The organism is Massilia sp. TWP1-3-3, assembly GCF_049897805.1.
In the GTDB taxonomy this organism is placed as follows: Bacteria; Pseudomonadota; Gammaproteobacteria; order Burkholderiales; family Burkholderiaceae_D; genus Telluria_A.
In genome coordinates, this window is sequence record NZ_JAFCWX010000036.1 from 1 (window position 1) to 25041 (window position 25041).

Sequence of the window (25041 nt, forward strand, 5' to 3'; positions counted from 1 at the left end):
GTCATCCGCTCATGTCTCGACACGCTACGCAAACAAGGCTATGGAATGCTGGAGGTCTTGCTTCGGGCCTTCACAGGCAATCCTATCCAGCTCGCAGCATAGCGGCTGAACAGTCACGAATCGTGATTGTTTTGAAGTTAGATGTATGCAGCTTTACCTAGGACCGGGTTAACCTGTGCTTAGCTCAAGCTAACTCTAGCAAAGCTAAGGCTGACCTTTTAGCGACGCGACATAAGCGCGAATCCACTTTAGCGGCCTAGTGGTCGATGGCTGTAGTTTTGTATGGTTCTTGGAAAATTCAACGACTTGCGGGGTTATCGCGAGAGCTGCTTCTGGGAGACTCCCCCATCTTCCGAGTTTGTATAGGCGAATGGTCTCCTGTTCGCACGCTTTGATCTTTGCCGAGCGAGCATCTCCGCCTGCCTTTGCCCTCATGTAGTTTAATGACTCCTCAGTACTATCCACGACAATTTGCTCGAACTCATTTTGCTGAATTTCATTATCTATATTTTTCGCGTCTCCAAGGATGCGACTGGCCAGCAAGAGGGCATTGGCTGTATTGATGCAAAATCCATCATTGCGGATCACAGAAAGGGTGTCGTCCAAAATTTGGAGAACACATATTCCCAGTAGCTGCGCTTGTCGAGGAAGACGCTCCGCCTTGATGAATACTTCGTCAAAAAATGTTTGGCCGATCGCATCGATGTAGCACTCCCATGCTTGAATGCTTGATACATCTCGTCGTAGCATCGTGTCAATTTCTGCTTTTTTACACCCAAACTCATAGGCAAGTTGGGCAAAATTTGCCAAGCGAATGTAATACATATTGCTAAGGCAGGTTTGTCGCCAATCAGACGCCGTTCCGCCCTTCGATAAGTGCCTATAAGCGCAAATGTTCCTCGTGCTTACAATGAGTTCGAGGACTTGAGTTCCGAATGTCTCACTCAAATTGTCGAATGTTTCAGTCTCAAGTTCAAAATTCTTGAAAGGTGATTCCCATTTAGTGCGATCGGGAAGGTGGCAATGTTCGAAAAAGTCGTGTATCACATACGCTCCTCAGCGTACCTGGTGAAATAGGTGCCAGCCCACCCGCTAGGTAAGCGGGTATTCGGGGATCAGCCTAGGGCTGGCGTAAGTCGGTCAATCTATGCTGCGTTGCCGTGCAGTGGAATCACGTCAGCGCCGCACCGCAACTTGTCCAGGTAGTCGGACCAACGCTGCATCATTTTGCGACGTGCCGGCAAGTGGGCGGTGCGGTTGTAGGCCCTCCCATTTGGGTCTTTGACGGCGTGTGCGAGCTGGTGTTCGATCAGGTCTACGCGCTCGCCCAGTACCTCGTCCATGATTGTTCTCGCCATCGCGCGGAAGCCGTGGCCGGTCATCACTGCCTTTGCGTAGCCCATGCTGCGTAGCGCGGCGTTGACGGTGTTCTCGCTCATACAGCGGTCGCTTGTACGAATGCTAGGGAAAACGTACTTGCCGTCCCCGGTCATGCCGTGCATGGCGCGCAGCAGGTCTACAGCCTGTGTCGAGAGCGGCACAAGGTGGTCTTGGCCCATTTTCATTTTGATACCCGGAATACGCCATTCCGCCGCCTCCAGGTCGATTTCTGTCCATTCGGCGCTGCGAAGTTCGCCCGGTCGCACAAACACCAGTGGCGAGAGCTTGAGCGCTGCTATGGCGTAGGGATGGCCGGTATAAGCATGGATCGAGCGCAGCAGCGCGCCACCGTGCAATGGCTCAGTGATCGCCGCAAAGTTCGCCTTTGGAACCGACGATAGCGCGCCCCGCAAGTCTGCGGTCACGTCGCGGTCAGCAAGTCCACTGGCGACGGCGGCGCGGAACACCTGGCCGCACAATTGTTTGATCTTGTGCGCCGACTCGATGGCCCCGCGCGCCTCGATCTTTTGCAGCGTCGCCAGCACGTCGCGCGGCTTGATGGTCGAAATAGGCATCTTGCCAATGAACGGGAATACGTTCTTTTCCAGCCAGCTTGTGTTCTTCTGCTGCGTGCTGGTGGCTCGATTTCCCGCCGTCTTGTTTAGCCACGAACGGGCGACAGTCTCGAACGTGCTCGCCGCTGAGTCGGCCTTGGCAAGCTTGGCGTCAATCTTAGCCTGGCCGGGGTCGATTCCATCAGCCAGCAGTTCGCGGGCGTCGTCGCGGCGTTTGCGGGCCTTGGCGAGCGATACAGCAGGATAGACCCCCAGCGCTAGCGTTTTCTGCTTGCCGTCGAAGCGGTAATTGAGACGCCAGTATTTGCCGGAGGCTGTCACCAGCAGGTGCAGGCCTTGCCCATCGGTGAGCTTATCGCCCGCCTTTGCGCCGCTGTGTTTTACATGGAGTAGGGCGGTGGCTGTCAGTGCCATATTGAGCCTGTTGTTGGTATGTGGATTTCACGTCTTCGAGATACCAACAAAACTACCAAGAATCACGTGATATTTGATACTACTTCATGCAACAAGGTAGCACAACAAAAAACCCGCGCTCCCTATAAGAGAGGCGGGTTTCGATGCTTAGTGAGAAAGTGTGAATCAAGTTCTTGGTGCCCGGAACCGGAATCGAACCGGTACGCCCTTTCGAGCACGAGATTTTAAGTCTCGGGTGTCTACCAGTTTCACCATCCGGGCAACGCGCGAGATTTTAGCACAATCGATGCGCATGCTGGCCACTTTCCCCGTCCGCGTCAATCGTGTAGCATGCGTGGCGGCGCCGGCAGCTCGGCGCGCCACGGTACATACAAGGACACGCATTGAACATCACCATCAACGAGGAACTGCGTTCCTTCATCGATCCACTGACCCACAACGAATACGCCGCGCTTGAACGCAGCCTGCTGGCCGAAGGCTGCCGCGATGCGCTCGTGCTGTGGGGCGAGGTCCTGATCGACGGCCATAACCGCTACGAGATCTGCAGCAAGCACAACATCGCCTTTCGCACCGTGCAAAACACCAGCTTCGCCTCGCTCGACGACGTGATGCTGTGGATGATCGACAACCACCTGGCGCGGCGCAGCGTCTCGGACTACCAGCGCGGCGTGCTCGCACTGCGCAAAAAAGATATCGTCGCCGCCCGCGTGGCCCAGCGCGCCGCCGATCCCCAAGCCGCACCGGCAAGCGAAGCCGCCGCCGCGCCGGAGTCGCCGCCATGGAACACGCGCGAAGACGTGGCCAAGGCCGCGCGCGTGTCCAGCAATACCATCAGCCAGATCGAGCGGATCCAGAAAGCGGCCACGCCGCAGCTGGTGGAAGCTGTCAGGGCGGGGACCATTTCCATCAACGCGGCGGCCAGCGTGGCCTCGCTGCCCGAAGCGGTGCAAAATGCCGCCGTGGCGGGCGGGCGCAAGGAGCTGCAGCAGGCGGCCAAGCAGGTGCGCGAGCAAAAAGCGGGCAGCAGGGCGCCCAAGGAGCCCGCGGTCGATGCCGAAACCGAGCTGCGCGCCCAAGTGGCGGCGCTGCGCGAAAAGGTTGATGCGCTGACCGCCGAGAACCTCGCGCTCAAGGCGCAGCTGGGAAGTTAGTTCAAGGCGGCGCGCTGTCGGAAGGCGCTGCGCGCTTTTACAAGCTGTTTTCATGTTGACTGGGGTAACACGATGTTGCGAACTGGCTTGTTTGGATCGACCTTGTTTGTTTGCGCATTGGCCACGGCGCTGCCCGGTGCGCATGCCCGGCCGGCTTCCGAGCAGGCCCGCTTGGCCGACAGCGCGCAGCGCGTCACCATCCTGCGCGACAAATGGGGCATCCCCCACGTGTTCGGAAAAACCGACGCCGACGCGGTCTTTGGCCTGATGTTCGCGCAGGCCGAGGATGATTTCAACCGGGTCGAACTCAATTACATCAACGCCCTGGGCCGGCTGGCCGAAGTGGAGGGCGAAGCGGCCATCTGGCGCGACCTGCGCATGAAAATGTACATCACGCCAGCCGCCATGAAAGCCCAATATGCGGCCAGCCCCGCATGGCTCAAGAAGCTGATGAACGCGTGGGCCGAAGGCCTCAATTTTTACCTGCAAACGCACCCCGACGTCAAACCGAAGCTGATCACCCGTTTCGAGCCATGGATGGCGCTTTCGTTCAGCGAAGGCAGCATCGGCGGCGACATCGAAGAGATCGACCTCAAGGACCTGGAAGCGTTTTACGGCAAGAAGCCGCAGCTCGCACGCGTGGCCCCTTTCGAAGCTGAGCCGCGCGGCTCGAACGGCTTTGCCATCGCACCCAAACTGAGCAAGTCGGGCAGGGCGCTGCTGCTGATCAATCCGCACACCTCGTTCTACTTCCGGCCCGAAGTGCACGTCGTCAGCGAACAAGGCTTGAACGCGTACGGTGCCGTGACATGGGGCCAGTTCTTTGTCTACCAGGGCTTTAACGACAAGGCGGGCTGGATGCATACGTCCGGCGGGGGCGACGTCATCGACGAATACCTCGAGACCATCGTCGACAAGGACGGCAAGGTCTTCTACAAGTACGGCGCGGGCGAACGCGCAATGAAGGCGGTCGCCATTACGCTGCCTTACAAAACGCCAGCCGGCATGGCCAGCAAGACCGTGACCGCCTACTTCAGTCATCACGGCCCGATCGTGCGCGCGCAAGACGGCAAGTGGGTCGCCGTCAAGATGATGAATGAGCCGCTCAAGGCCTTGACGCAGTCTTATTCGCGCACCAAGGCCAGGAGCTACCAGGCTTTTTACCAGACCATGCAGCTGCGGACCAATTCGTCGAACAACACCGTCTACGCTGACGCCGACGGCAATATCGCTTACTTTCACGGTAATTTCCTTCCCCGGCGCGAAGCGTCCTTCGACTGGAAACACCCGGTCGACGGCAGCAACCCGGCTACCGAGTGGCGCGGCCTGCACGACATCAAGGACACCATCACGCTGTTCAATCCCGCCAATGGCTGGATTCAGAATACGAACAACTGGCCGTTTCGCGCGGCGGGCGCCAGCAGCCCGCGCCAGCAGGACTATCCCAGCTATATGTGGTCGCTGCCGGAAAACGCGCGTGGCCTGCATGCGCTGCGGGTGCTCGGGCAGGCCAGCGACGTCACGCTTGACAGCCTGATTGCGTCCGCCTACGACAATTACCTGACCGCCTTCGAGGCGCTTTTGCCCCCGCTGCTGGCGGCCTACGACGCCTTGCCCGCGCAAGACCCGCTCAAGGCGTCGCTGTCCGGACAAATTGCGGCCTTGCGTGGCTGGGACTTGCGCTATTCGGTGACGTCCGTGCCCACCTCGCTGGCCGTGTATTGGGGGCAGCAGATGGTCGCCGCCGGTGCAGCGGCGGCCCGCGCGCGCGAAGTGCCGGTGGCCGACTATATCCGCGACCGCCTGACGGCGCAGGAGCGCTTGCAGGCACTTGCGCGCGCGAGCGCCAGGCTGGAGGCCGATTTTGGCACGTGGCAGACGCCCTGGGGCGAGATCAACCGCTTCCAGCGCATCAGCGGCGACGTGCGCCAGCAGTATGACGACGCCAAACCGAGTTTGCCGGTGGCGTTTCCTTCGGCGGTGTGGGGTTCGCTGGCGTCGTTCGGGATGTCGGCGCCGCAAACGACCAAGCGCATTTATGGCGACCGGGGGAACAGCTTCGTGGCGGCGGTGGAGTTCGGGCCGCGCGTGCGGGCCAAGAGCATTCTGGCGGGCGGGAACAGCAGCAATCCGGCGTCGCCCCATTTTGCCGACCAGGCGCTGATGTATAGCCGGGGCGAATTCAAGGATGTGCTGTTCTACAAAGAGGACATCGAAAAAAACCTGGAGCGCAAATATCACCCGGGGCAGTGAGCTGCCTTACATCGTCCTCGCGTACGCGAGGACGATGTGGCTCTGCTGCACTGCTACTCTTTTTGCTGCAGCCTCGTTCGCGAGGACGATGTGGGAGACGGTCGTCGCTTTCCTATATGGCGGACGGCGCCAGCCCGCTTGCTATAATCCGCCCTCGAGACATTCAGGATCATCGCAGTGGCAAAACTTTATTTCAGATATTCGGCAATGAACGCCGGCAAGTCCACGGCCATGCTGCAAGTGGCGCACAATTATGAAGAACAGGGCCAGCAAGTGCGCCTGTTCACCGCCGCCATCGACAGCCGCTACGGCGTGGGCAAGGTCACCTCGCGCCTCGGACCGCAGCGCGAGGTTGAAACTTTCGACGCCGACACCGATTTCCTCGCAGACGCCCCTAAAGTGGCGTGTCTGCTGATCGACGAAGCACAGTTCCTCACCACGCTGCAAGTGCAGCAGCTGCACCAGCTGGCCCAAGTAAAGGGCGTGCCGGTCATTTGCTACGGCCTGCGCAGCGACTTTCGCGGCGACCCTTTTCCCGGCTCGGCCTACCTGCTGGCCCTGGCCGACGACATCGAAGAACTGAAAAACATCTGCACCTGCGGCAAAAAAGCGACCATGAATGTGCGTATCGATGAGCACGGCAAGCGCATTCGCGAAGGCGAACAAGTGAGCATCGGCGGTAACGAAAGCTATCGCCAGGCGTGCGGCCGCTGCTTTTACGCCGGCTAGCCTGACGCGCGGCCATGGCCTTTTCCGCCACCTGCCGCGCCCTCGCGCCTGCCTTTGCCTGCGAGCATGGCGACATATTGCTGTACCTGTTGCCATCGGCGCTGTTGGCGCTCGTCATTCGCTTTCTGGCTGCAAAGCATCCCTTTTTCTTCTTGTTCACCGTGGCCGGTACCGCCTGCCACGAATTGGCCCATTTCACGGTCGGCCTGGTGACCGGGGCCAGTCCCGGCGCCGTTACCATCATTCCGCGCCGCAAGGGCAAGCACTGGGAGCTCGGCTCCGTGGCGCTCAAGCGCGTACGCTGGTACAACGCCGCCCCGGCCGCGCTCGCGCCGCTGCTGATCATCCTCATTCCACTGGCTGTCGCGTGGTGGCGCACCGGCGCGGGCTGGTCTTTCCACCTGCTCGATGTGGCGATCGCCTTTGCGCTGGCGCCCCAGTTCCTGTCGTTCTGGCCATCCATCATCGACTGGCGCATCGCGCTGCGCTCCTGGCCCTGCCTGTTCATCCTGGTCCCTGGCGCCTGGCTGGCCTGGCATTGGCACGCGCAACTGTTTTAGTTTGTAAGTCCCTGGCCCAGTTGCCCACAGGCCAGCTAAGCTGGTCTTAAGCAAGCTGGCGCAAGCTGGCTCTACGCCATCGGCGAAGCTGATAGAATCAGCGCTAGTGGATACCACGAGAAACACGCCTGGAGAGAAACAAATGAAGAAGTGTATGTTGATGGTCGCGCTGGCGTTTGCCATGACCACCCAAGCGGCCGTGCCGCAAGCAGATAAATTCACCGGCGCCCCGTTAAGGGCCGCGCCCGCGCAGGCGCAGGCGGCCGTGCTGGCGTCCATGTGGTTTGAAAAACGCCATTACAAGGCCACGCCGCTCGACGACGCCATGTCGGCCAAGATTTTCGACGCTTATTTCAAGTCGCTTGACGGTGAAAAGCTGTTCTTCCTGCAAAGCGACATTGACCAGTTCGCGCCTATCCGCACAAAACTCGACGACGCGATCCGCAACGAAAACATTACCTTGCCGTTCGTGATCTATTCCGCTTACCAGCAACGTTTCGCCGAGCGCATTGCCTATGCGCGCGAACTGCTCAAAGGTAAGCTCGACTTCACCATCGACGAGCGTTTCCAGATCGACCGCGAAAAGGCAGCCTGGCCCAAGTCCGAAGATGAAATCCGCGACCTGTGGCGCAAGCGCGTCAAGAATGACTGGCTGCGCCTGAAACTGGCGGGCAAGGAAGAAAAAGCCATCCGCGAGACGCTCGACAAGCGCTACGACAACTACGCCACCCGCGTGGGCAAGGTCGACAGCGAAGACGTGTTCCAGCTCTTCATGAACGCGTACGCCACCTCGATCGATCCGCATACCAATTACCTCGGTCCCCGCTCGGCTGAAAACTTCGACATCGCCATGCGCTTGTCGCTCGAAGGCATTGGCGCGGTGCTGCAGTCGCGCGACGAATACACCGTCATCCGCGAAATCGTGCCGGGCAGCCCGGCCGGCCTGTCGGGCAAGCTAAAAGTGGGCGACCGGATTGTGGGCGTGGCGCAGGGCGAAACCCCGTTCACGGAAGTGCTCGGCTGGCGCATCGACGACGTCGTTGGGCTGATTCGCGGCGCCAAGGATTCCACCGTCAAGCTCGACATCTTGCCGGTTGATGCCGGCCCCGACGGCAAGCACAATACCGTGGCGCTGGTGCGCAAGAAAATCAACATGGAAGAGCAGGCCGCCAAAAAATCGATCATCGAAGTGGTCGATGGCGCCGTCAAGCGCCGCGTCGGCGTCATTTCGCTGCCCACCTTCTACCTCGACTTCGAAGCGCGCCACCGCGGCGACAAGGACTACAAGAGCGCCACGCGCGACGTAGCGCGCATCCTGGGCGAACTTAAAAAGGCCAAGGTTGACAACGTGCTGATCGACCTGCGCAACAATGGCGGCGGTTCGCTGTCCGAAGCCGTCGAATTGACCGGCCTGTTCATCGACAAGGGCCCGGTCGTGATGCAGCGTTCGGCAGACGGCAGCGTGGGCGTCGAGAACGACGTGGTTCCGGGCTTGGCGTGGGACGGTCCGGTCGGCGTGCTGATCAATCGCGGCTCGGCTTCGGCGTCGGAAATCTTCGCCGCCGCGATCCAGGATTACGGGCGCGGCTTCATCATCGGCGAGTCCAGCTTTGGCAAGGGGACCGTGCAATCGCTGGTCAACTTCGACCGCAATGCGCCGGCGGGTGAAAAACCCAAGTATGGCGAGCTGAAGATGACGATCGCCCAGTTTTTCCGCATCAACGGCGGCACCACGCAGCTGCGCGGCGTCAGCCCCGACATCAAGCTGCCGGTACTGTCGGACGTCGAGAATTTCGGCGAGTCCAGCTATGACAATGCCTTGCCGTGGGTGGCGATCAAGCCGGCATCGTACGTACCGTCGGGCGACCTGAAAGAGCTGATCGCGCCGCTGCAAAAGCGCCATGACGCGCGCATTGCCAAAGACCGTGACTTCCAGTACCTCGAGGAAGACCTGGCCGAAGTGCGCAAGCTGCGCAAGGAAAACTCGGTGTCGCTCAATGAAGTGGTGCGCCGCAAGGAGCGCGACACCCAGGAAGCGCGCGCCAAGCAGCGCGAAGAGCGCCAGAATGCGATTGCCGCTGTTTCCGGCGATGCCGCGCGCAACAAGGTACTTGCTGCGGCCAAGGCCAAGCGCCGTCAGGACGACGGTTTGCAGGCTGACGAGCGCAATCTGGCAGCGGAACTGGCGGCCGAAAAAGCGGCCAAGGACGCCAAGGATGTCATGCTGACCGAGGCCGCGCACATCCTGAGCGACGCGGTGGGGATGGTCAAGACCGACAACCGGCTCGCAACGCGCCTGATGCCTTACATGCCAAGCAAGGCTTCCGATTAAAAAACTTGTTGCGGATATCACACATCCGTTGTTGTGTTGTTGAAATTGTCGCAATGCGAAAGGGGTCTCCTCATAGGGAGATCCCTTTTTTTTGCTTGGCACAATTGAATTTCAATCGAACATTGTCTATTTTCTACTGATGCTAGGATAGTTACTCAAATGCAGCGCTACCAACACTAACAATATTCAGGAGAGTTTCATGATCGTTCGCCACATAATCTTTGCCGGGCTGTTTGCTACAGCGTCATTCGCCAACGCCGGTACGGTGGACGCTTCCGCCGCGTCGGTTCAGCCCGCTTTCGCTTTCGCTACTGCCACTTCGGCTGCGCCTGTGATGGCGTTCCAGTCGTCGCTGGCCGGTCCTGGCGGCTCGTGGAGCGCACAGTCGCGCATGGGCGACATTGGTTCGACGTCGATGATGTTGTTCTCGCAGTCGGGTTCAGGTTTTTCAGCAGCGCCTGTCGCAGCAGCGAGCGCGACGGCTCCGGCGCAAGCTGCGGCGGCACCGGTAGCCTTCACCGAAACGGCCAAGGCCGCCCCCGAGGCGAGTATCGCCGCGCCTGCCGCGACCGACATGCCAGCCATCGTGCTGGGCGCTGACGGCATCGACAGCGCCAATGCCCCCGCAGCCCTGGCAGCAGTACCTGAGCCTGCGACCGGCATGCTGATGCTGGCCGGCTTGCTGGGCGCTGGCTTCATGACGCGCCGCCGCAACAAGTAAATCGACCCACCCGGTCGCACCGAAAGCCGCTCAGCCACAAGCTGAGCGGTTTTTTTTCGCCTGTCCTTCCACCCCGGGGGAGGTGGTGAATTGGTGCTTGCAGGCGGAATGATTTCATGTACAATTCTGTGAACGGTCGTGCTTTTTTCTGGCGGCGAAAACAAGGAGAGTAAATGGACCTGAACTATACGAGCGAGGATCTGGCCTTTCGCGACCAGGTGCGCGCCTTTCTCGACGCTAGCTTGCCGGCCGACCTGCAGCACAAGGTGCGCATGCATTTGCGCTTGTCCAAACCGGACTATGTACGCTGGCATCAGATCCTGGCCGCGCAAGGCTGGGTCGCACCCGGCTGGCCCGTTGAATTTGGCGGCCCCGGCTGGTCCCCCGTCCAGCGTCACCTGTTCGACGAAGAATGCGCCCGGGCCGGCACGCCGCCCATCCTGCCATTCGGCGTGAACATGGTCGCGCCGGTCATCATGGCCTTTGGCAGCGACGCGCAAAAAGCCCACTTCCTGCCGCGCATTTTGTCGTGCCAAGACTGGTGGTGCCAGGGCTACTCGGAACCGGGCGCCGGCTCCGACCTTGCTTCCCTCAAGACCACCGCCGTGCGCGACGGCGACCATTACATCGTCAACGGACAAAAAACCTGGACCACGCTGGCCCAGCACGCCGACATGATCTTTTGCCTGGTGCGCACCGACAGCGGCGTGCGCAAGCAGGAGGGCATCTCCTTCCTGCTGATCGACATGCACACGCCTGGCGTGACGGTGCGCCCGATCCTGATGCTCGACGAAGACCACGAGGTCAACGAAGTCTTTTTCGACAATGTGCGCGTGCCGGCAGCGAACCTGATCGGCCAGGAAAACCGCGGCTGGACCTACGCCAAGTACCTGCTCGGCCACGAGCGCACCGGCATTGCCGCGGTCGGGCGTTCCAAGCGCGAGCTGGCCTTCGTCAAGCGCTACGCGGCGGCCCAGGCCAAGAACGGCAAGCCGCTGCTGCAGGACCCGTACTTCGCGGCCAAGGTGGCCACGCTTGAAATTGAGCTGATGGCGCTCGAGATGACGGTGCTGCGCGTGCTGGCGCAGGAACACAAGGCGCCGGGACCGGAAGCGTCGGTGCTCAAGGTGCGCGGCACCGAGATCCAGCAAACGCTGACCGAACTGATGGTCGAGGCGGCAGGGCCGATGGCGCTCGCCTTCGACCCGGCCTACCTCGAGTCCGACACCGAGCACAGTGCGGCCGGCGACGACGACGCGGCGCCCCTGGCCGGCTACTACTTCAATTTCCGCAAGACCTCCATCTACGGCGGCTCCAACGAAATTCAACGCAACATCATCACCCAGATGATCCTGGGCCTGTGAGGTACTGAATGGATTTCAACTTCAAAGAAGAGCAGCTGGCCTTTGCCGACGCGCTCAAGCGCTGGGTCACCAAGGACTACAGTTTCGACGCGCGCCGCAAGATCGTGCACTCGCCGTCCGGCGTGTCCGACGCGGCCTGGACTACCTTGGTCGAACTGGGCATGACGGCCTTGCCGGTGCCCGAGGAACAGGGCGGCTTCAACGGCAGCGCGCTCGACATGCTGGTCGTGATGCAGGAGCTGGGACGGGGCCTGGTGGTCGAGCCCTACCTGGCCACGGTCATGGGCGCCGAAGCGCTCAAGACTGGCGGGGGCCATCCGCAACTGCTCGAACAAGTCGCCGTCGGCGAACTGAAACTGGCGTGCGCGTTCACGGAAAAACAGTCGCGCTACGATCTGGCCGACATCGCCACCACGGCCACGGCGCAAGATGGCGCCTACGTCATCAACGGCACGAAGAGCATCGTGCTGCACGGCGCGCAGGCGGGCAGCCTGCTCGTATCGGCGCGCAGCAGCGGCGCGCAGCGCGACGCGGCGGGCATCTCGCTATTCGTGGTGCCATCGTCCACCGCAGGCGTTGCCATCACCGACTTTCGCACGCTGGACGGCCTGCGCGCGGCCAATATCACGTTCACCAACGTGCAGTTGCCGGCTGCGGCGCTAGTGGGCACCGAGGGCACGGCCTGGGACACGCTGGAACACACGGTCGACTATGGCGCGGCGCTGTTGTGCGCCGAAGCGCTGGGCGCCATGGAGGCGATCTTCGCCGCCACGCTCGACTACCTCAAGACGCGCACCCAGTTCGGCGCGCCGATCGGCAAATTCCAGGCGCTGCAGCACCGCATGGCCGACATGTATATCCACCTCGAACAAGCCCGTTCGATGGCGATCCTGGCCGCCGTCAAGATGGCGTCGGGCGACGCCGCCGAGCGCCGCCGCACCGTTTCGGCCGCCAAGTTTCGCGTCGGGCAGGCGCTCAAGTTCGTCGGCCAGCAGGCGGTCCAGCTGCATGGCGGCATGGGCGTGACCAACGAAGTCATGGCCGCGCACCACTTCAAGCGCCTGACCATGATCGAACTGACGCTGGGCGACTGCGACCACCACCTGCAGCGTTTTATTGCGCAGCCGGGTTTTGCCACGGATGGCGAACCGTGAACTGGTATTTCGAAGACTTTTACGCCGGCCAGGAGATCGCCCTCGGTTCACGCACCGTGACCGAGGAGGAGATCATCGCCTTTGCCAGCGCGTTCGATCCGCAGCCCTTCCATGTCGACCGAGACGCCGCCGCCGCATCGATGTACGGCGCCGTCATCGCCAGCGGCTGGCACACCTGCAGCATGATGATGCGCATGGTGGTCGACGGTCTGATGGCGGCCTCGTCGAGCATGGGCTCGCCCGGGCTGGACAAGGTGCGCTGGCTGTTGCCGGTGCGCGCCGGCGACACGCTCACCGTTAGCTACCTGACCACCGCCGTCAAGGCCTCGAGCTCCAAGCCGGACCGCGGCGTGGTCTGGTCGATCTGGCGCGCGCTGAACCAGCACGGGGAACTGGTCTGCACGGTCGAAGGCATGGGTATGTTCGGGCGCCGCCCGGCGGGAGCGCCTGATGCGTGAATTCGCAACGCTCGACGAGATGCGCGCGCTCGTGGGGCAGGAAGTGGCGCTTTCGCCGTGGGTGGAAATTACCCAGCAGTGCATCGCCATGTTCGCCGACGCGACCGACGACCACCAGTGGATCCATGTCGATCCCGAACGCTGCGTGCGCGAGTCGCCGTTCAAGACGCCGGTTGCGCATGGGTTTCTGACGCTGTCGTTGTTATCGAGCCTGTTTGAGCAATCGCTGCGCATGACGGACGCGAAGATGGTCGTCAACTATGGTTTGAACAAGGTGCGCTTTCCCGCACCAGTGCCGGTGGGCAGCAGAGTGCGCGCGCGCCTGACGCTGTTGAAGATCGACCAGCTTCAGGAAGGCGCCCAGCTCGAATGGAGCGTGCTGATGGAGCGCGAAGGCGACGCCAAGCCCGTGTGCGTCGCCGAACTCATCATGCGGCGCTATCCGTAGGCGATAAAAGCCACATCGTCCTCGCACCGCCGCGTGCGCGGGGACGATGTAGCGGAGGCGCAGCTCCCGGTGCGCTTTTCCGGGCTGCATTCAACCCCCAGCGCTACCGTCCCGGCACCAAATCAATCCTCAACTCCGCAGCCGCCTCCACCGCCGCTCTTGAATAAAGCAGCGGAAAATACTCCCCGCCGGCCCACTTGGGTGCCAGATCGCGGTAATGCGCGCTCTCCGGGTCGCCCGACTGGCCCGGCATGTTCATCGCGCGCGAATTGTCCCAGTTGCCCACATCAATCACCACCCGGAACGACGGCCCGTTGTTCTGCACAAAGTCCGTGTTGCGATAGCTCGACTGGTTCACCGTGTAGGCGCCGCCCTGCACGGCAATCGGCCCCACATTGAGCTTCGCGCGCAGCGCCTGGTCGGCGCCGGCGCCCAGCGCGTGCATGGGATACAGGGTGTGCAGCCGCCCCCATTGCCACGCCGCCGCATCCGGTCCCTGCATCCGTTCCATGTCCGCATACGCCGCCACCAGGCTGCCCAGCAGCACCTGGTCGCGCACCGCCGCGCCATCCTTGCCCAGGCGCGAGCCCGGGCGCTCGAGCGTATCGATCAGTACCGTGGCGTCCGGCGCGGGCACGCTGGCCGCGTCTTTTGCGCCCAGCACGGCGTGCGTGAAGGCGCCGCCCAGATAGCGCGACCACCACATCTCGTACAGCGCCGCCGCGCCCGAATCGCGCCGTTCCTGGTAGTCCCAGTCCTTGAGCAGGCGCAGTGCCGCGGCGCCGCGCGCATCCATCGTCACCAGCGGCTTGAGCAACGCCACCATGCGCCGCGCCGGCACCGAATACACATCGTTTTGCAGCCGCATCGCGTCTTCAATGCCGCTCTTGCCGCTGCGCGATAGCTGCTCCTGCAAACGCGTGTAGCGGCCATTGTGCGGCCACTCGAAACCGAGTTTGCGTTCCTTGTACGGGAACGCGGCGGGGATGTTCATTTCGTTGGCCGAGGCGAACCAGCCGGCCTTGGGATTGTACGAAAACGGCAGCTTGTCGCCGGACAGAAAGCCGGCCCACTCGTAGCGCCCGTCGCCGGGCACGGGCATCAGGCCGTCCCAGTTGGGGCGAATCGGCACCAGGCCGCCGGCCACCCAGCCGATATTGCCGTCGGTGTCGGCATACACCTGGTTTTCGGTCGGCGCGCCCCAGTGCTTCATGGCGCGCCGAAATTGGGCAAAGTCGCGCGCGCGCATGTAGTCGATGCTGCCGAAGTAGGGCGCCATGCCGGGCGCCATCCAGCCGGTGCGCACCGCAAAGGCGCGCCGCTTGTCCGGCTCCGAGAAAATCAGCGGGCCGTGGCGCGTAAAATTGAGCTCCACGGTCACCGGCGCCTGTCCGCGCACCGCGATCGTTTCGCGCACCGTCTGCATGTTCTCCCAGGCGCCGCGGTATCGGTATTGCCTGGCGTCGGCCGGATTGAGCTCGTACACGTACAGGTCTTCCTGGTCGATGCTGAAAATGGTCAGGCCAAAGGCGATTTTGCCGTTGTGGCCGATCGAAATACCCGGCAGCGCCGGCTCGCCCGCACCGATCACGTCCAGTCCCGGCGCCGACAAATGCGCAATATAGCGCAGCGACGGCGCCGAGTAGGCGCGGTGCGGGTCATTGGCCAGGATCGCGCGCCCGGTCGTGGTGCGCCGGGGCGCTATCACCCAGTTGTTGCTGCCTTCCATGGACGCGTCCTGGTCCGGCGCGCTCGCCGTCAAGGCGGCCAGCGGCGCGGACGGCGCCACATCGCCGACGACGACCGCCTGAGTGGCCAGCGTAAACACGTCCAAGAGCTTGGGCGGCAGGCACGGGTCCAGGCCCTGCGGCACCTTGGTGACCCAGGCCGGTGTCAAGCCGTAGCGAATCTGGTCGGCAGCCAGGCCCGACTTGCACACCGTGTTCGCGCGCGCCACTTCCGAGAGCAGGTTGCGCGTCAAGCCGTGGCTGCGGATGCGCACCACGTCGGCCGCCGACCATTTGGAAGGCGTATAGCCAAGCCGGCGAAACTCGAACGGCATCTGCGCGGGATGCGCGGCCAGGTAGTCTATATAGGCGTTGATGCCGGCCACGAAACGGCCCGTCACCGCTTCGGCGCCGTCGCCGTAGGCGTGCCACTCCTGCTGCATGTCGCCCCGGTACAGGAACAGCCGCGCAGCCCGGTCCTGGTCCACGTAGCTGCGGCCAAAGACCGATGCCAGTTGCCCCAGGCCGCGCAGGCGCCACAGGTCGATCTGGAACAGGCGGTCGCGCGCCGCATTGAAGCCCTGGACGAAAAACAGGTCGTCTTCGCTGGCGGCATACAGGTGGGGGACACCCCAGCGGTCTACCAGGATGCTGGCGTTTTGCTTCAGGCCCGGCAGCGCAATGGCGCGCGCGGGCGCGCCTGCCAGTGCCTGCGAGGCGTCCAGGAGGAACAGGCCCGCAACCAGTGCGGCAACAATGCGAACGCGAGAAACCATGCAGTATTCTTTCTTCAAAGCTGGGTCGGGCGCGACGTTCAGGCCGGGCGCAGGGGGAGGTTGGCGGCGCTCGCAATGCGCATGGCGGGCAGCTGCCAGTAAGTGATCGCGCGCCACAGCCACTCCATGGGGCCGTAGCGCCATCTCGACAGCCACCAGTGGCTGAACGGAATTTGCAAGGCAAGCATTGCCACCACACAGGCCAGTTGCCACTTGCGTTCAATGCCGTAGTAGCCCAGGCCGTAGCCGTAAAAGACCAGCGTGAAGAGCACGCTGTGGGTCAGGTAGTTGGTCAGCGCCATGCGGCCGAACGGGGCCAGCACGGCAATGCGCGCGAACGGCGAGCGGCTGTGCAGCATCACGACCACCAGGCCCACGTAGCCCAAGCAAGCGGGCAGGTTGCCAAGGCGCAGCAGACCCGTGGCCAGGATGTGCCCGTCCAGCGTCCCCGGCACGGCGCGCACGGCGATAGTCGCGCCCAGCAGGCCCAGCCCTATTCCAAGCGGCAAGCCGAACAGGGCCAGCTTGCGAAACAGCGGCAAGTGCGCGCCGGCATTGGCGATCACGCCGGAACGGACAAACCACAAGCCGAGCAGGAACATGCACACGATAATCGTTGAAAAGCCGAACTGGCCCGGCGCATGGGCGATAAAGCGTGTGCTGCGCATGGCCACGGCGTCGGCATAGCTGCCCTTGGTCAGCACGGCCACCTCGCCCGCCATTTCCGCCTTGTGTTCGGTGATCGCCTTGGCGCGCTCCGCGCTGCGCAGGGCGGCGGCGGGGCTTGGGGCGCCGGCGGCGACCGGTTCCGGAAAATAATACTGGCCGGCGCCAAAGCCGATCAGCATCAGGCAGCTGAACACGTACATGGCAACGCCGATCCGCCACGGCCGGGCCGCCGCCGGCGCGTGGTAGCGTATCATCAACAGGTTAAGCAGCAGCACCATGCTGCCCACGATAGGCATCATGACCTTCGCTTCGCGCGGCAGGCCAGGAATCAGAAAGCCGGCCGCAATGGCCGCAGCCGCGGCCATCATGTTTAGGCGCGTGACGATCTTGAAAACCGGAACGCTGCGCTTGGACACGTCAATGTGCTGGGGGCAGCGCAGGTACCAGGCCATCCAGCCGAAGTAGGCCAGGCAGCCGGCGATCTGATAGGTCCACGTCAGTTTCAGAAGCAGGCCGGCGGCCCCCAGCAGCGCAATGGCGAGCACGATGAACTTGCCGCGCCCAAACAGCACAACGAGCAGGCAGAGTGCTGCGACCGAGTAGCTGAACAGGATATCGCCGCTCCACACCAGGATGCCGTGCAGGGCGCCGAACACGGCCAGCGCCGTGATCCTGCGCAAATACGGCACGAGGAAATTGCGCCCGGCCGTTTCGGCGCGGGTCAGCATGACGCCAAAGCCCATGCCGAACAACAGCGAAAACATGGTCCAGAATTTGCCGATGACAAAATATTGGACAAACAAGCTGAAAACCAGGTTGGCCCCGGAAAGTCCGGTCGGGATGCCGCTACCGATGTCGGACGTGGGCCGGTTGAAAAATTCTATGTTCATCAGCAAAATGCCGATCAGGGCAAACCCGCGCACGACGTCCAGTGCGGCAATGCGCTCGCCGCGTTCCAGCGGGGCCAGCAGCATGGACGGGTGGGTGTCGACAGATGTGGCCAAGGTTGCCCCTTTGCGTATATTTTTATGAGCTTGCATAGTACGTAATGACAGCGCCGCACAGCAAATGATTTTGCGGCGCGGCGCGTTTTTAATCGGCAAGGCAAGAGGGCGGACCAGCCGGTCCGCCCCAGTTTGAATCAGGCCACCTGAAGCGCGGGGCCTTGGCTGCTGGCCGGCCTGACGCGCATGGCAGGGATTTGCCAGTAGGTGATCGCGCGCCACAGCCACTCCATCGGACCGTAGCGGAAGTGCTTGAGCCACAGGTGGCTCAGCGGCACTTGCACCACCACCATGGCGATCACACAGCCCAGCTGGCCGATGCGTTCGAGGCCGAACAGGCCAAGTCCATAACCGTAGAAGAGCGTCGAAAAGACCAGGCTGTGGGTCAGGTAATTGGTCAAGGCCATGCGGCCAAACGGGGCGAGCACCTTGATGCCGGCGAACAGGCCGCTGTTGAGCATGAGCACAATCACGCTGACATAGCCCAGGCAGGCTGGCAGGTTGCCCAGCATCAGCAGGCCAGAGGCAAACTGGTAACCGTTCGGCGTACCGGGCGTGGCGTGGGTGGTAATTTGCGAACCGATCAGGCCCAGGCCCACGCCGAACGGCAGCGCAAACAGCGCCAGATTGCGAAACAGCGGCAGGTGCGCGCGGGTATTGGCCATCACGCCCGAGCGGACAAACCACAGGCCCAGCAGGAACATGCCGATCAGCACGGTGGCGAAACCGACTTCGTTGGGTGCGTGCTCGACAAACTGCGCGGCGCGCATCTTGACGCCGTCAGCCCAGCTGCCCTTGGTCAGTACCTTGATTTCGGTGTCCATCTTGGTCTTGCGCTCGGCCAGGCGTTCGTCTCGCTTCTGGCGCCGCTCGGCAATGCGCTCGGCGTCAGTTTGCGGCTTTTTGGCGGCGACGGCGCCTTTGACGGCGCCTTTGACGGCGGGAGCTGGCGTGGACACGGTGGTGGCAGCTGCCGGAGCAGCGACGGGCGCGGTCCCCGCCGCGCTCATTTTGGCAATCACTGCGTCGTCCGGGTTGGGAAAGTAATACTGGGTCGCGCCGATTGCCGCCATCATGAAAAAGCTGAATGCGTACACGCCGACGCCGATGCGCCATGGACGCGCTTGGACGGGGTTGTGAAAGCGTGCCATCAAGATGCCCAGCACCAGGAAGGCGAAGCCGGAGATCGACAGGCCAAATTTGGCTTCGCGCGGCAACGATGGAACCAGCAAGCCGACCAAGAGGGCCGCGACCGAGACGACCATGATCAGGCCGACGACGATCTTAAAAATCGGTACGTTCTTGCCAAACATGCGAATCTGGTCCGGGCTGCGCAGAAGCCAGGCCGTAAAACCGAAGAAGGCAACACCGCCAGCAACGCCGTAAGCCCAGTCCAGGCCGGGGATAAAACCCACGCCGATCAATACGGGGATGCTGAGGAAAATGAACAGCGCGCGCCCGTACAGCACGATCAACAGGGCGCTGGCCGCCACCGCATAGCTGAACAGGATGTCGCCGCTCCACAGAAAAATATGGTGCAGCGCGCCAAAGGTGGCCAACGCGGCGATCCGGCGCAGATAGGGAACGATGAAGTTGCGCTGCGCCGTTTCGGCCCGCATCAGCATCACGCCAAAGCCCATGCCGAACAGCAGCGAGAACATGGTCCAGAACTTGCCGACGACGAAATACTGGACAAAGTAGCTGAACCACAAGTTAGCGCCCGACAAGCCTTGCTGCATGCCGCTGCCGATGTCGGTGGTGGCGCGGTTGAAAAACTCGATGTTCATCAAGAGGATGCCAATCAGCGCGAAGCCGCGCACGACGTCGAGCGCGGCGATGCGCTCGGTGCCGGCGACGGGCGCGAGCGGCTTGTTCAGGTCTGTTGTCATGGGTTAGCGCCTTCCAGGGATTGAAGTGTTGTCAATTTGGATGGTACGTAAACACAAGAGGTAGCGGGCGCAATTTGCGACGAAACGCTCTTTTTCGGGAGCAGGCGGCGAAATTACTCAGTCGAAATACAAGCTAAGCTTGCATATGCATGGCTGGTTCCGGACGTGCCTGCGTTGCAGGCAGCCAGGCAGGAAGACATAAAGAGGCGCAGGCAGACGCGCACACTTCTTCAGCCCTTGGCGCCCGTCAGATAGCGGTTGCGCCCCCGCGCCTTGGCTTCGTACAGCAGCGCGTCAGCCGCCTTGATCAGTTGGCCCGGATCAGTCAGTTCGCTCGGCATCTCGCTTGCCACGCCCATGCTGACCGTCAGTTGCCGGCAGCCCGACGAATGTTCATGGGCGATGTTCAGTGCGGCGATTTCCTCGAGCACCCTGCGCGCCACCGCTTCAGCGCCGGCCAGGTCTTCCTGCGGCAGCAAGACGGCAAACTCTTCGCCACCGTAGCGCGCCACCATGTCTTGCGGGCGCATCGCCGCGCGCCGCATGGCCGCGCCCACCTGCTGCAGGCAGGCGTCGCCGGCCTGGTGGCCGTAGTGGTCGTTGAACAGCTTGAAATGGTCGATGTCAACCAAAATCAAGGCAATCGACATGCGCGCGCGCGCGCAGCGGCGCCATTCGCCCTGCAGCTTTTCATCAAAGGCGCGCCGGTTCGATACGCCCGTCAGGCCGTCGGTGAGCGTCAGTGCGCGCAGTACGTCGCTCTGGCGCTTGACGGTGAGCTGGGTGCGCACGCGTGCGCGCACCACCGCCGCGTTGACCGGTTTGCTGATGAAGTCCGCCGCGCCGGCGTCGAGCGCGCGTGTTTCGTCTTCGGGGGTCTTGAGGGCGGTGACGAAAATGATGGGAATGTCGCGCGTGACGGCCGACGCGCGCAGCGCCGCGCACACCGCGTAGCCGTCCATGTCGGGCATCACGGCGTCAAGCAAGATCAGGTCGGGCAACTGGTTCTGGGCGATAAGCAGCGCCTTGGCGCCGTCCATGGCAAACAGCACATCGTACTCATCTTGCAGCGCATGGTGCAGAATCTGGATGTTTTCCATCGCGTCGTCCACGATCAGGACGCGCCCCTTTTGTGCGATATCGTTCCAGCTCATGGCGTACCTTTTCTATTCATTAGTTCCCGGATCTGCTCCGCCGCGCCGGGGAAGGCCAGTGTGGCGACCGACTCTGCCAAGGACGCCATCTCGTCCGGCGCGGTCACGGCGGCCAACTCGGCGCGCAGCGCTTCAAACTCGGCCATGGCCTTCAGGTCGCTATTTTGAAGTAATCCGAGCAGATCCGCCAGTCTGCTGTGCAGCGCGCGCCCATCGCCCTTCGGCGCGGCCGTTTCAACGCCGCGCGGCATGTCGAGCTGGCGCGCGGCCGCCATCAGCCTGGCCAATTCGCCGTCGAGCACATCGAGCCGCTCGATCAGGTCGGCCATGCCGCCGCTGCGCAGTGCGTGTTCAAAGTCGAGCGCCAAGGCCGCAAAGTCGGCCGCGCCAAGGTTGGCAGCCACACCGCGCAGCCGGTGCACCAGCGCGACCGGCGCTTCACGCTCGCCCGCGCGCAGCAGCTGGCGCACCTCGGCCAGCGTGCCGCCCTGGGAACGCTCGAATCGCTTGAACAAGGTGACAAAATTGCCAAAGTTGCCGCCGAAACGGGGCAGCGTGGAGCGCAGATCGATGCCCGGAATGCTGGCCGGCAGCGGCGTGGCATGGTCGGTGCCGTGGTAGCCGGTGCGCACCGGTGCGCCCGGTGCCTCGGGAGCGCCGCCGGTCACCCGCACCACCGTCTCGATCAAGCTGTCGACGTCGATCGGCTTGGAGATGTGCGCGTTCATGCCGGCCTGCATGGCACGCGCGCGGTCGTCTTCCATCACGTTGGCCGTCATGGCAATGATCGGCAGGTCGGCCATGCCCATCTTGCGGATCGCCTCGGTCGCCTCGTAGCCGTTCATCACCGGCATCTGGATATCCATCAGCACCGCATCATAGCGGGTGGGCGTGGCGCTGAGCATCTCCACTGCGACCCGGCCATCGCCCGCAATATCGACCGCCGCGCCGGCGTGCAGCAGCAGGTAGTTGGCCACTTCCTGGTTGAGCTGGTTGTCTTCGACCAGCAGCACGTAGATGCCGGCCAGGCGTCCGGCCAGCGCCTGCGCCTGGCCGGGCGCCCCCTGCGCCCGGCCGGTGTGCAGTTCGACCAGAGCCGCGATCAGCGCTTCGCGGGTAACCGGCTTGAACAGCGTGGCGTCCAGTTTCAAGTCTTCCGACAGCATCGCCAGCTGTTCGCGCGTGGGCTCGGCCACCATCAGCGCGGTGCGCGGCAGTTCCACGCCGCGCTCGGCGCGCGCATGGGTCAGCACTGAAATGCCGTCCAGTTCCGGCATGGCCGCGTCAATCAGCATGAAGTCGTAGTGCCGCTGCGGCCCATTGGCCGCGCGCAGCATCGCGAGCGCCTGGTGGCCGTCGGCGGCGGTGTCGACATGCCAGCCGAAGGCGGTGCACTGGGCCGCGAGCGCCGCGCGCGCGCTGGCGTTGTCGTCAACCACCAGCAGCCAGCGTTCGGCCAGGCCGGGCAGGTCCGGCAGGGCGGCCAAGGGCGCCCCGACCGGCGCGCCGAAAGTCGACTCGAAAAAGAACTCGGCGCCCTTGCCAGGTTCGCTGGTAACGCCGATGACCCCGCCCATCAGGGCAACCAGGCGGCGGCAGATGGCCAAACCCAGGCCGGTGCCGCCGTATTTGCGGCTGGTCGAGCTGTCGGCCTGGGAAAAAGCGGCGAACATGTGCCCCTGGTGTTCGCTCGCAATCCCGATGCCGGTGTCGCGCACCGAAAAGGCGAGCGTGATATGGTCGTCGGCCACGGCGCCGGCGGCGCGGATCGTCAACACCACCTCGCCCTGTCCGGTAAACTTGATGGCGTTGCTGACCAGGTTGAGCAGCACCTGCTCGAGCCGCATTGGGTCGCCCGTCAACTGCAGGGGCACGTCCGGCGCCACGGCGAACACCAGTTCCAGGCCCTTGTTGGCGGCGCTCGGGGCTAGCAGCACGGAAATGCTGTCAAGTACCTGGTCGAGCCGGAACGAGGTGTATTCGAGCATCAGCTGGCCAGCCTCGATCTTGGAAAAATCGAGTACATCGTTCAGGATGCCCAGCAGCGAGCGGGTCGACATCTTGATCTTGGCCACATAGCTGCGCTCGCGGCGCGCCAGCGGCGACTCTTCGAGCAGGCGCGCCAGACCCATGATGGCGTTCATCGGGGTGCGAATCTCGTGACTCATGTTGGCCAAGAATTCACTTTTCGCGCTGCTGGCCCTTTCGGCCCGGTCCAGCGCGTGCGCCAGCTGCTCGTTAAGGGACTGCAAACGCGCTTCGCCGGCGATGCGCTCGCTGATGTCCCGTACCGTGGCCTGGATCACGCCCTTGCCGCCCGCGTTCAGGCTGGTAAGCAGGATATCGGCATGAAACAGCGAACCGTCGATGCGCTGGTGCAGCCACTCGAACTGGTGGCTGCCGCGCTCGAGGGCGTAGCGGATGAACTGCTCGGCCTTCTCGTCCGAGCGGCGCCCGTCGGGCTGGAATTCGGGCGAGGTGGCCGCCGGCGAGAGCGTCATCAGCTGCACCACGTCGGTACAGCCGAACAGCACGGCGGCGGCGCGGTTGCCGCCCACGTAGCCATCGTTGAGCGTGAGCAGCATGTGGGCGTCGCCCGACATTTCGTAGAGCACGTGGAATTGCTCGCTGACGTCGCGCAGCTTGTCGGAGAGCTGCTTTCGTTCGCTCACATCGACCACCAGGCCCGACACGCCCACCAGCTTGTGGTCCTTGTTAAAGATTGGATGGTAGCTCACGATCCAGTGGTGCTCGACGCCCGGCTCGGACGGCACTTGACCGTGGGACTCGATTGCCAGCAGCGCCGTCTCGGTGTCGCGCACCGTGCGGTAAGCCTTTTCGTATTCCACGCCCTGCTCGCCGAGCAGTTCGGGCAGCGTCTTGCCGATATGGTCGGCCACGGGAAGGTTATTGATCGCGGCCAGGTAGTCGTTGACCATCACCACCCGCAGGTCGGTGTCGAGCATGGCCAAGCCGGCGGGCGCCGTCGCATACACGTTGGCGATCAGCGCATTGGCGTTTTCCAGTTCCTCGGTCCGCTCGCGCACCCCGTCTTCGAGCCCGGCGCGAAAGCGCAGCAGTTCCTGCTCCACGTGGCGCAGCGCGGAACCGACTTCGGCCGCTTCGCGGATGTCCAACTCGGGAATGAGCACCGGTTCGCCGCGACCGAGCGCGATGGCAGGTTCCCTCAGCGCCCGCATCGAGCGCCCGATGCGTGCACCCATGCGCCAGGCCATGGCAAAGCCGATCACCAGCAGCGCACCAACGCTCAGAAATACGCTGGCCAGCGAATTTCTGAGCGTTTCGTTGGCGGCGGCGCGCGGCACGTCGATCGCCGCCACCCAGCCCCGCTGCGGCAGGCGCGTGTAGACCAAAAACACGGGCAGGCCATCGCGCGCGGTCAGTTCCAGCGTGCCCGCATCGGCGTTGGCCAGCGCGGCGGCCAGGGCCGGTTTGGCCCGCGTGCCGATATGCTCGGGCGCGCCGACGGCGCTTGTGCTGGTGTTCGTGATGGTGACGTTGGCGCCGTCATAGACGGCGGCCGACCACTGCGCGGGCAAGTGCAGCGCGGGCAGCAGCGTGCCCAGGCGCGCCGGCGCGATGTGAGCCGAGAGCACGTAGCGCACCGCGCCGTCGACGCGCACCGGTATTTCGATCGAGAGCAGCCATTGCTGGCCGGGCCCGAGGTGGGCAAGGTTGGACGTTGCGACCAGGCCGCTGGCGGCGGCGCGCACGATCGAGGCCGCGTTCGGGTTGGGCGGCAGGGTGGCACCAGGGTCGAAGCCGGTATGCGCCAGCGGCCGGCCGGTGGTGTCGCTGAGCACAAAAGCGTTGGCCGGCAAGCCTGCATCGAGCATGGCGCGGGCATGGGCGCGGAAGGCATCGAGCTGGCCCGTTTGCAGACTGGGCGAAGTTGCCAGCGCGCGCCCGGCGATCTCGGTTGTATCGAGCTCGCGTTCGAGTTCGCTGCGCAAGGCTTGCGCGATGCGCTCGGCTTCGTGCAGCAGGTTGGCCCGTTCGCGCTGGAACGAGTCGAAGGCGAGGGTGCCAAAGCCGATCAAGGACGGCACCAGGCCGGCAAGCACCAGCTTGGCCGTCTTGGAGCGGATCGAAGGTTGGGTATGACGTCGCTTTAAGTGCACCGGTACTGCCTCCGCCGCATCACGGCGCCGCGGAAGCGGCACCATATGCCTGATGGTAGCCGAGAGCAAGCTTTCTTGGTAGTACTTTACGAAAGCGCTGTGGTGCGCAGGGGCAGGCGGCGCTTGGCGGAATGCGCGCTG

17 protein-coding genes and 1 tRNA gene are annotated in these 25041 nt (G+C 63.1%); 10 read left to right on the top strand and 8 right to left on the bottom strand.

Features of this window, described 5'->3' with window-relative positions; translation table 11 throughout:
- Positions 1 to 204: 204 nt before the first annotated feature.
- The 3 genes from ACP7D4_RS24440 to ACP7D4_RS24450 form a co-directional block, all read right to left on the bottom strand.
- Entirely contained in the window at positions 205 to 825 is a 621-nt protein-coding gene (locus ACP7D4_RS24440; RefSeq protein ID WP_426211835.1) for a hypothetical protein, read from the bottom strand.
- A 320-nt stretch (positions 826 to 1145) separates the two neighbouring features.
- A complete protein-coding gene (locus ACP7D4_RS24445) occupies positions 1146 to 2369 on the bottom strand; it encodes a tyrosine-type recombinase/integrase (protein WP_426211837.1) in 1224 nt (407 codons plus the stop codon).
- Positions 2370 to 2543: 174 nt separating this feature from the next.
- Positions 2544 to 2630 (bottom strand) — tRNA-Leu (locus ACP7D4_RS24450).
- 122 nt (positions 2631 to 2752) lie between these two features.
- On the opposite strand from ACP7D4_RS24450, the gene ACP7D4_RS24455 reads away from it, so the two are divergent.
- From ACP7D4_RS24455 to ACP7D4_RS24500, 10 genes are all read left to right on the top strand, one after another.
- Entirely contained in the window at positions 2753 to 3520 is a 768-nt protein-coding gene (locus tag ACP7D4_RS24455; protein WP_426211839.1) for a hypothetical protein, read from the top strand.
- Positions 3521 to 3592: 72 nt separating this feature from the next.
- The gene (locus ACP7D4_RS24460; protein ID WP_426211841.1) at positions 3593 to 5773 is read left to right on the top strand and encodes a penicillin acylase family protein; all 2181 of its coding nucleotides are present in this window, start codon (positions 3593 to 3595) and stop codon (positions 5771 to 5773) included.
- A gap of 177 nt (positions 5774 to 5950) precedes the next feature.
- Positions 5951 to 6502 (top strand): thymidine kinase, encoded by a 552-nt coding sequence (locus ACP7D4_RS24465; protein WP_426104830.1) that lies wholly within the window; start codon positions 5951 to 5953, stop codon positions 6500 to 6502.
- Between the two features lie 14 nt (positions 6503 to 6516).
- Positions 6517 to 7062: a hypothetical protein gene (locus tag ACP7D4_RS24470; protein WP_426104832.1), complete on the top strand. Its 546-nt coding sequence runs from the start codon at positions 6517 to 6519 to the stop codon at positions 7060 to 7062.
- A 142-nt stretch (positions 7063 to 7204) separates the two neighbouring features.
- Positions 7205 to 9394, top strand: coding sequence for a carboxy terminal-processing peptidase (locus tag ACP7D4_RS24475; RefSeq protein WP_426211843.1), 2190 nt, complete (start codon positions 7205 to 7207; stop codon positions 9392 to 9394).
- Between the two features lie 199 nt (positions 9395 to 9593).
- On the top strand, positions 9594 to 10115 hold the full coding sequence (locus tag ACP7D4_RS24480) for a PEP-CTERM sorting domain-containing protein (RefSeq protein WP_426211845.1): 522 nt from the start codon (positions 9594 to 9596) through the stop codon (positions 10113 to 10115).
- A gap of 173 nt (positions 10116 to 10288) precedes the next feature.
- Positions 10289 to 11479, top strand: coding sequence for an acyl-CoA dehydrogenase family protein (locus ACP7D4_RS24485; RefSeq protein ID WP_426211847.1), 1191 nt, complete (start codon positions 10289 to 10291; stop codon positions 11477 to 11479).
- 8 nt (positions 11480 to 11487) lie between these two features.
- A complete protein-coding gene (locus tag ACP7D4_RS24490; protein ID WP_426211849.1) occupies positions 11488 to 12633 on the top strand; it encodes an acyl-CoA dehydrogenase family protein in 1146 nt (381 codons plus the stop codon).
- Complete coding sequence (locus ACP7D4_RS24495; protein ID WP_426104841.1) at positions 12630 to 13091, top strand: MaoC family dehydratase; 462 nt, start codon at positions 12630 to 12632, stop codon at positions 13089 to 13091. Before ACP7D4_RS24490 ends, ACP7D4_RS24495 begins: the two co-directional genes overlap by 4 nt.
- The gene (locus ACP7D4_RS24500) at positions 13084 to 13539 is read left to right on the top strand and encodes a MaoC family dehydratase (RefSeq protein ID WP_426104843.1); all 456 of its coding nucleotides are present in this window, start codon (positions 13084 to 13086) and stop codon (positions 13537 to 13539) included. Before ACP7D4_RS24495 ends, ACP7D4_RS24500 begins: the two co-directional genes overlap by 8 nt.
- A 103-nt stretch (positions 13540 to 13642) precedes the next feature.
- Here ACP7D4_RS24500 and ACP7D4_RS24505 read toward each other — a convergent pair whose 3' ends face one another.
- The 5 genes from ACP7D4_RS24505 to ACP7D4_RS24525 form a co-directional block, all read right to left on the bottom strand.
- Positions 13643 to 16042 carry a penicillin acylase family protein gene (locus ACP7D4_RS24505; RefSeq protein ID WP_426211851.1) on the bottom strand — a complete coding sequence of 800 codons (2400 nt, stop codon included), beginning with the start codon at positions 16040 to 16042 and terminating at the stop codon, positions 13643 to 13645.
- Positions 16043 to 16080: 38 nt separating this feature from the next.
- Positions 16081 to 17715 carry a DUF418 domain-containing protein gene (locus ACP7D4_RS24510; protein ID WP_426211853.1) on the bottom strand — a complete coding sequence of 545 codons (1635 nt, stop codon included), beginning with the start codon at positions 17713 to 17715 and terminating at the stop codon, positions 16081 to 16083.
- Positions 17716 to 17852: 137 nt separating this feature from the next.
- On the bottom strand, positions 17853 to 19604 hold the full coding sequence (locus ACP7D4_RS24515) for a DUF418 domain-containing protein (protein ID WP_426104848.1): 1752 nt from the start codon (positions 19602 to 19604) through the stop codon (positions 17853 to 17855).
- A gap of 230 nt (positions 19605 to 19834) precedes the next feature.
- Positions 19835 to 20758 carry a diguanylate cyclase gene (locus ACP7D4_RS24520; protein WP_426211855.1) on the bottom strand — a complete coding sequence of 308 codons (924 nt, stop codon included), beginning with the start codon at positions 20756 to 20758 and terminating at the stop codon, positions 19835 to 19837.
- Positions 20755 to 24900: a response regulator gene (locus ACP7D4_RS24525; protein WP_426211857.1), complete on the bottom strand. Its 4146-nt coding sequence runs from the start codon at positions 24898 to 24900 to the stop codon at positions 20755 to 20757. The genes ACP7D4_RS24520 and ACP7D4_RS24525 overlap by 4 nt, the downstream gene beginning before the upstream one ends.
- Positions 24901 to 25041: the final 141 nt, after the last annotated feature.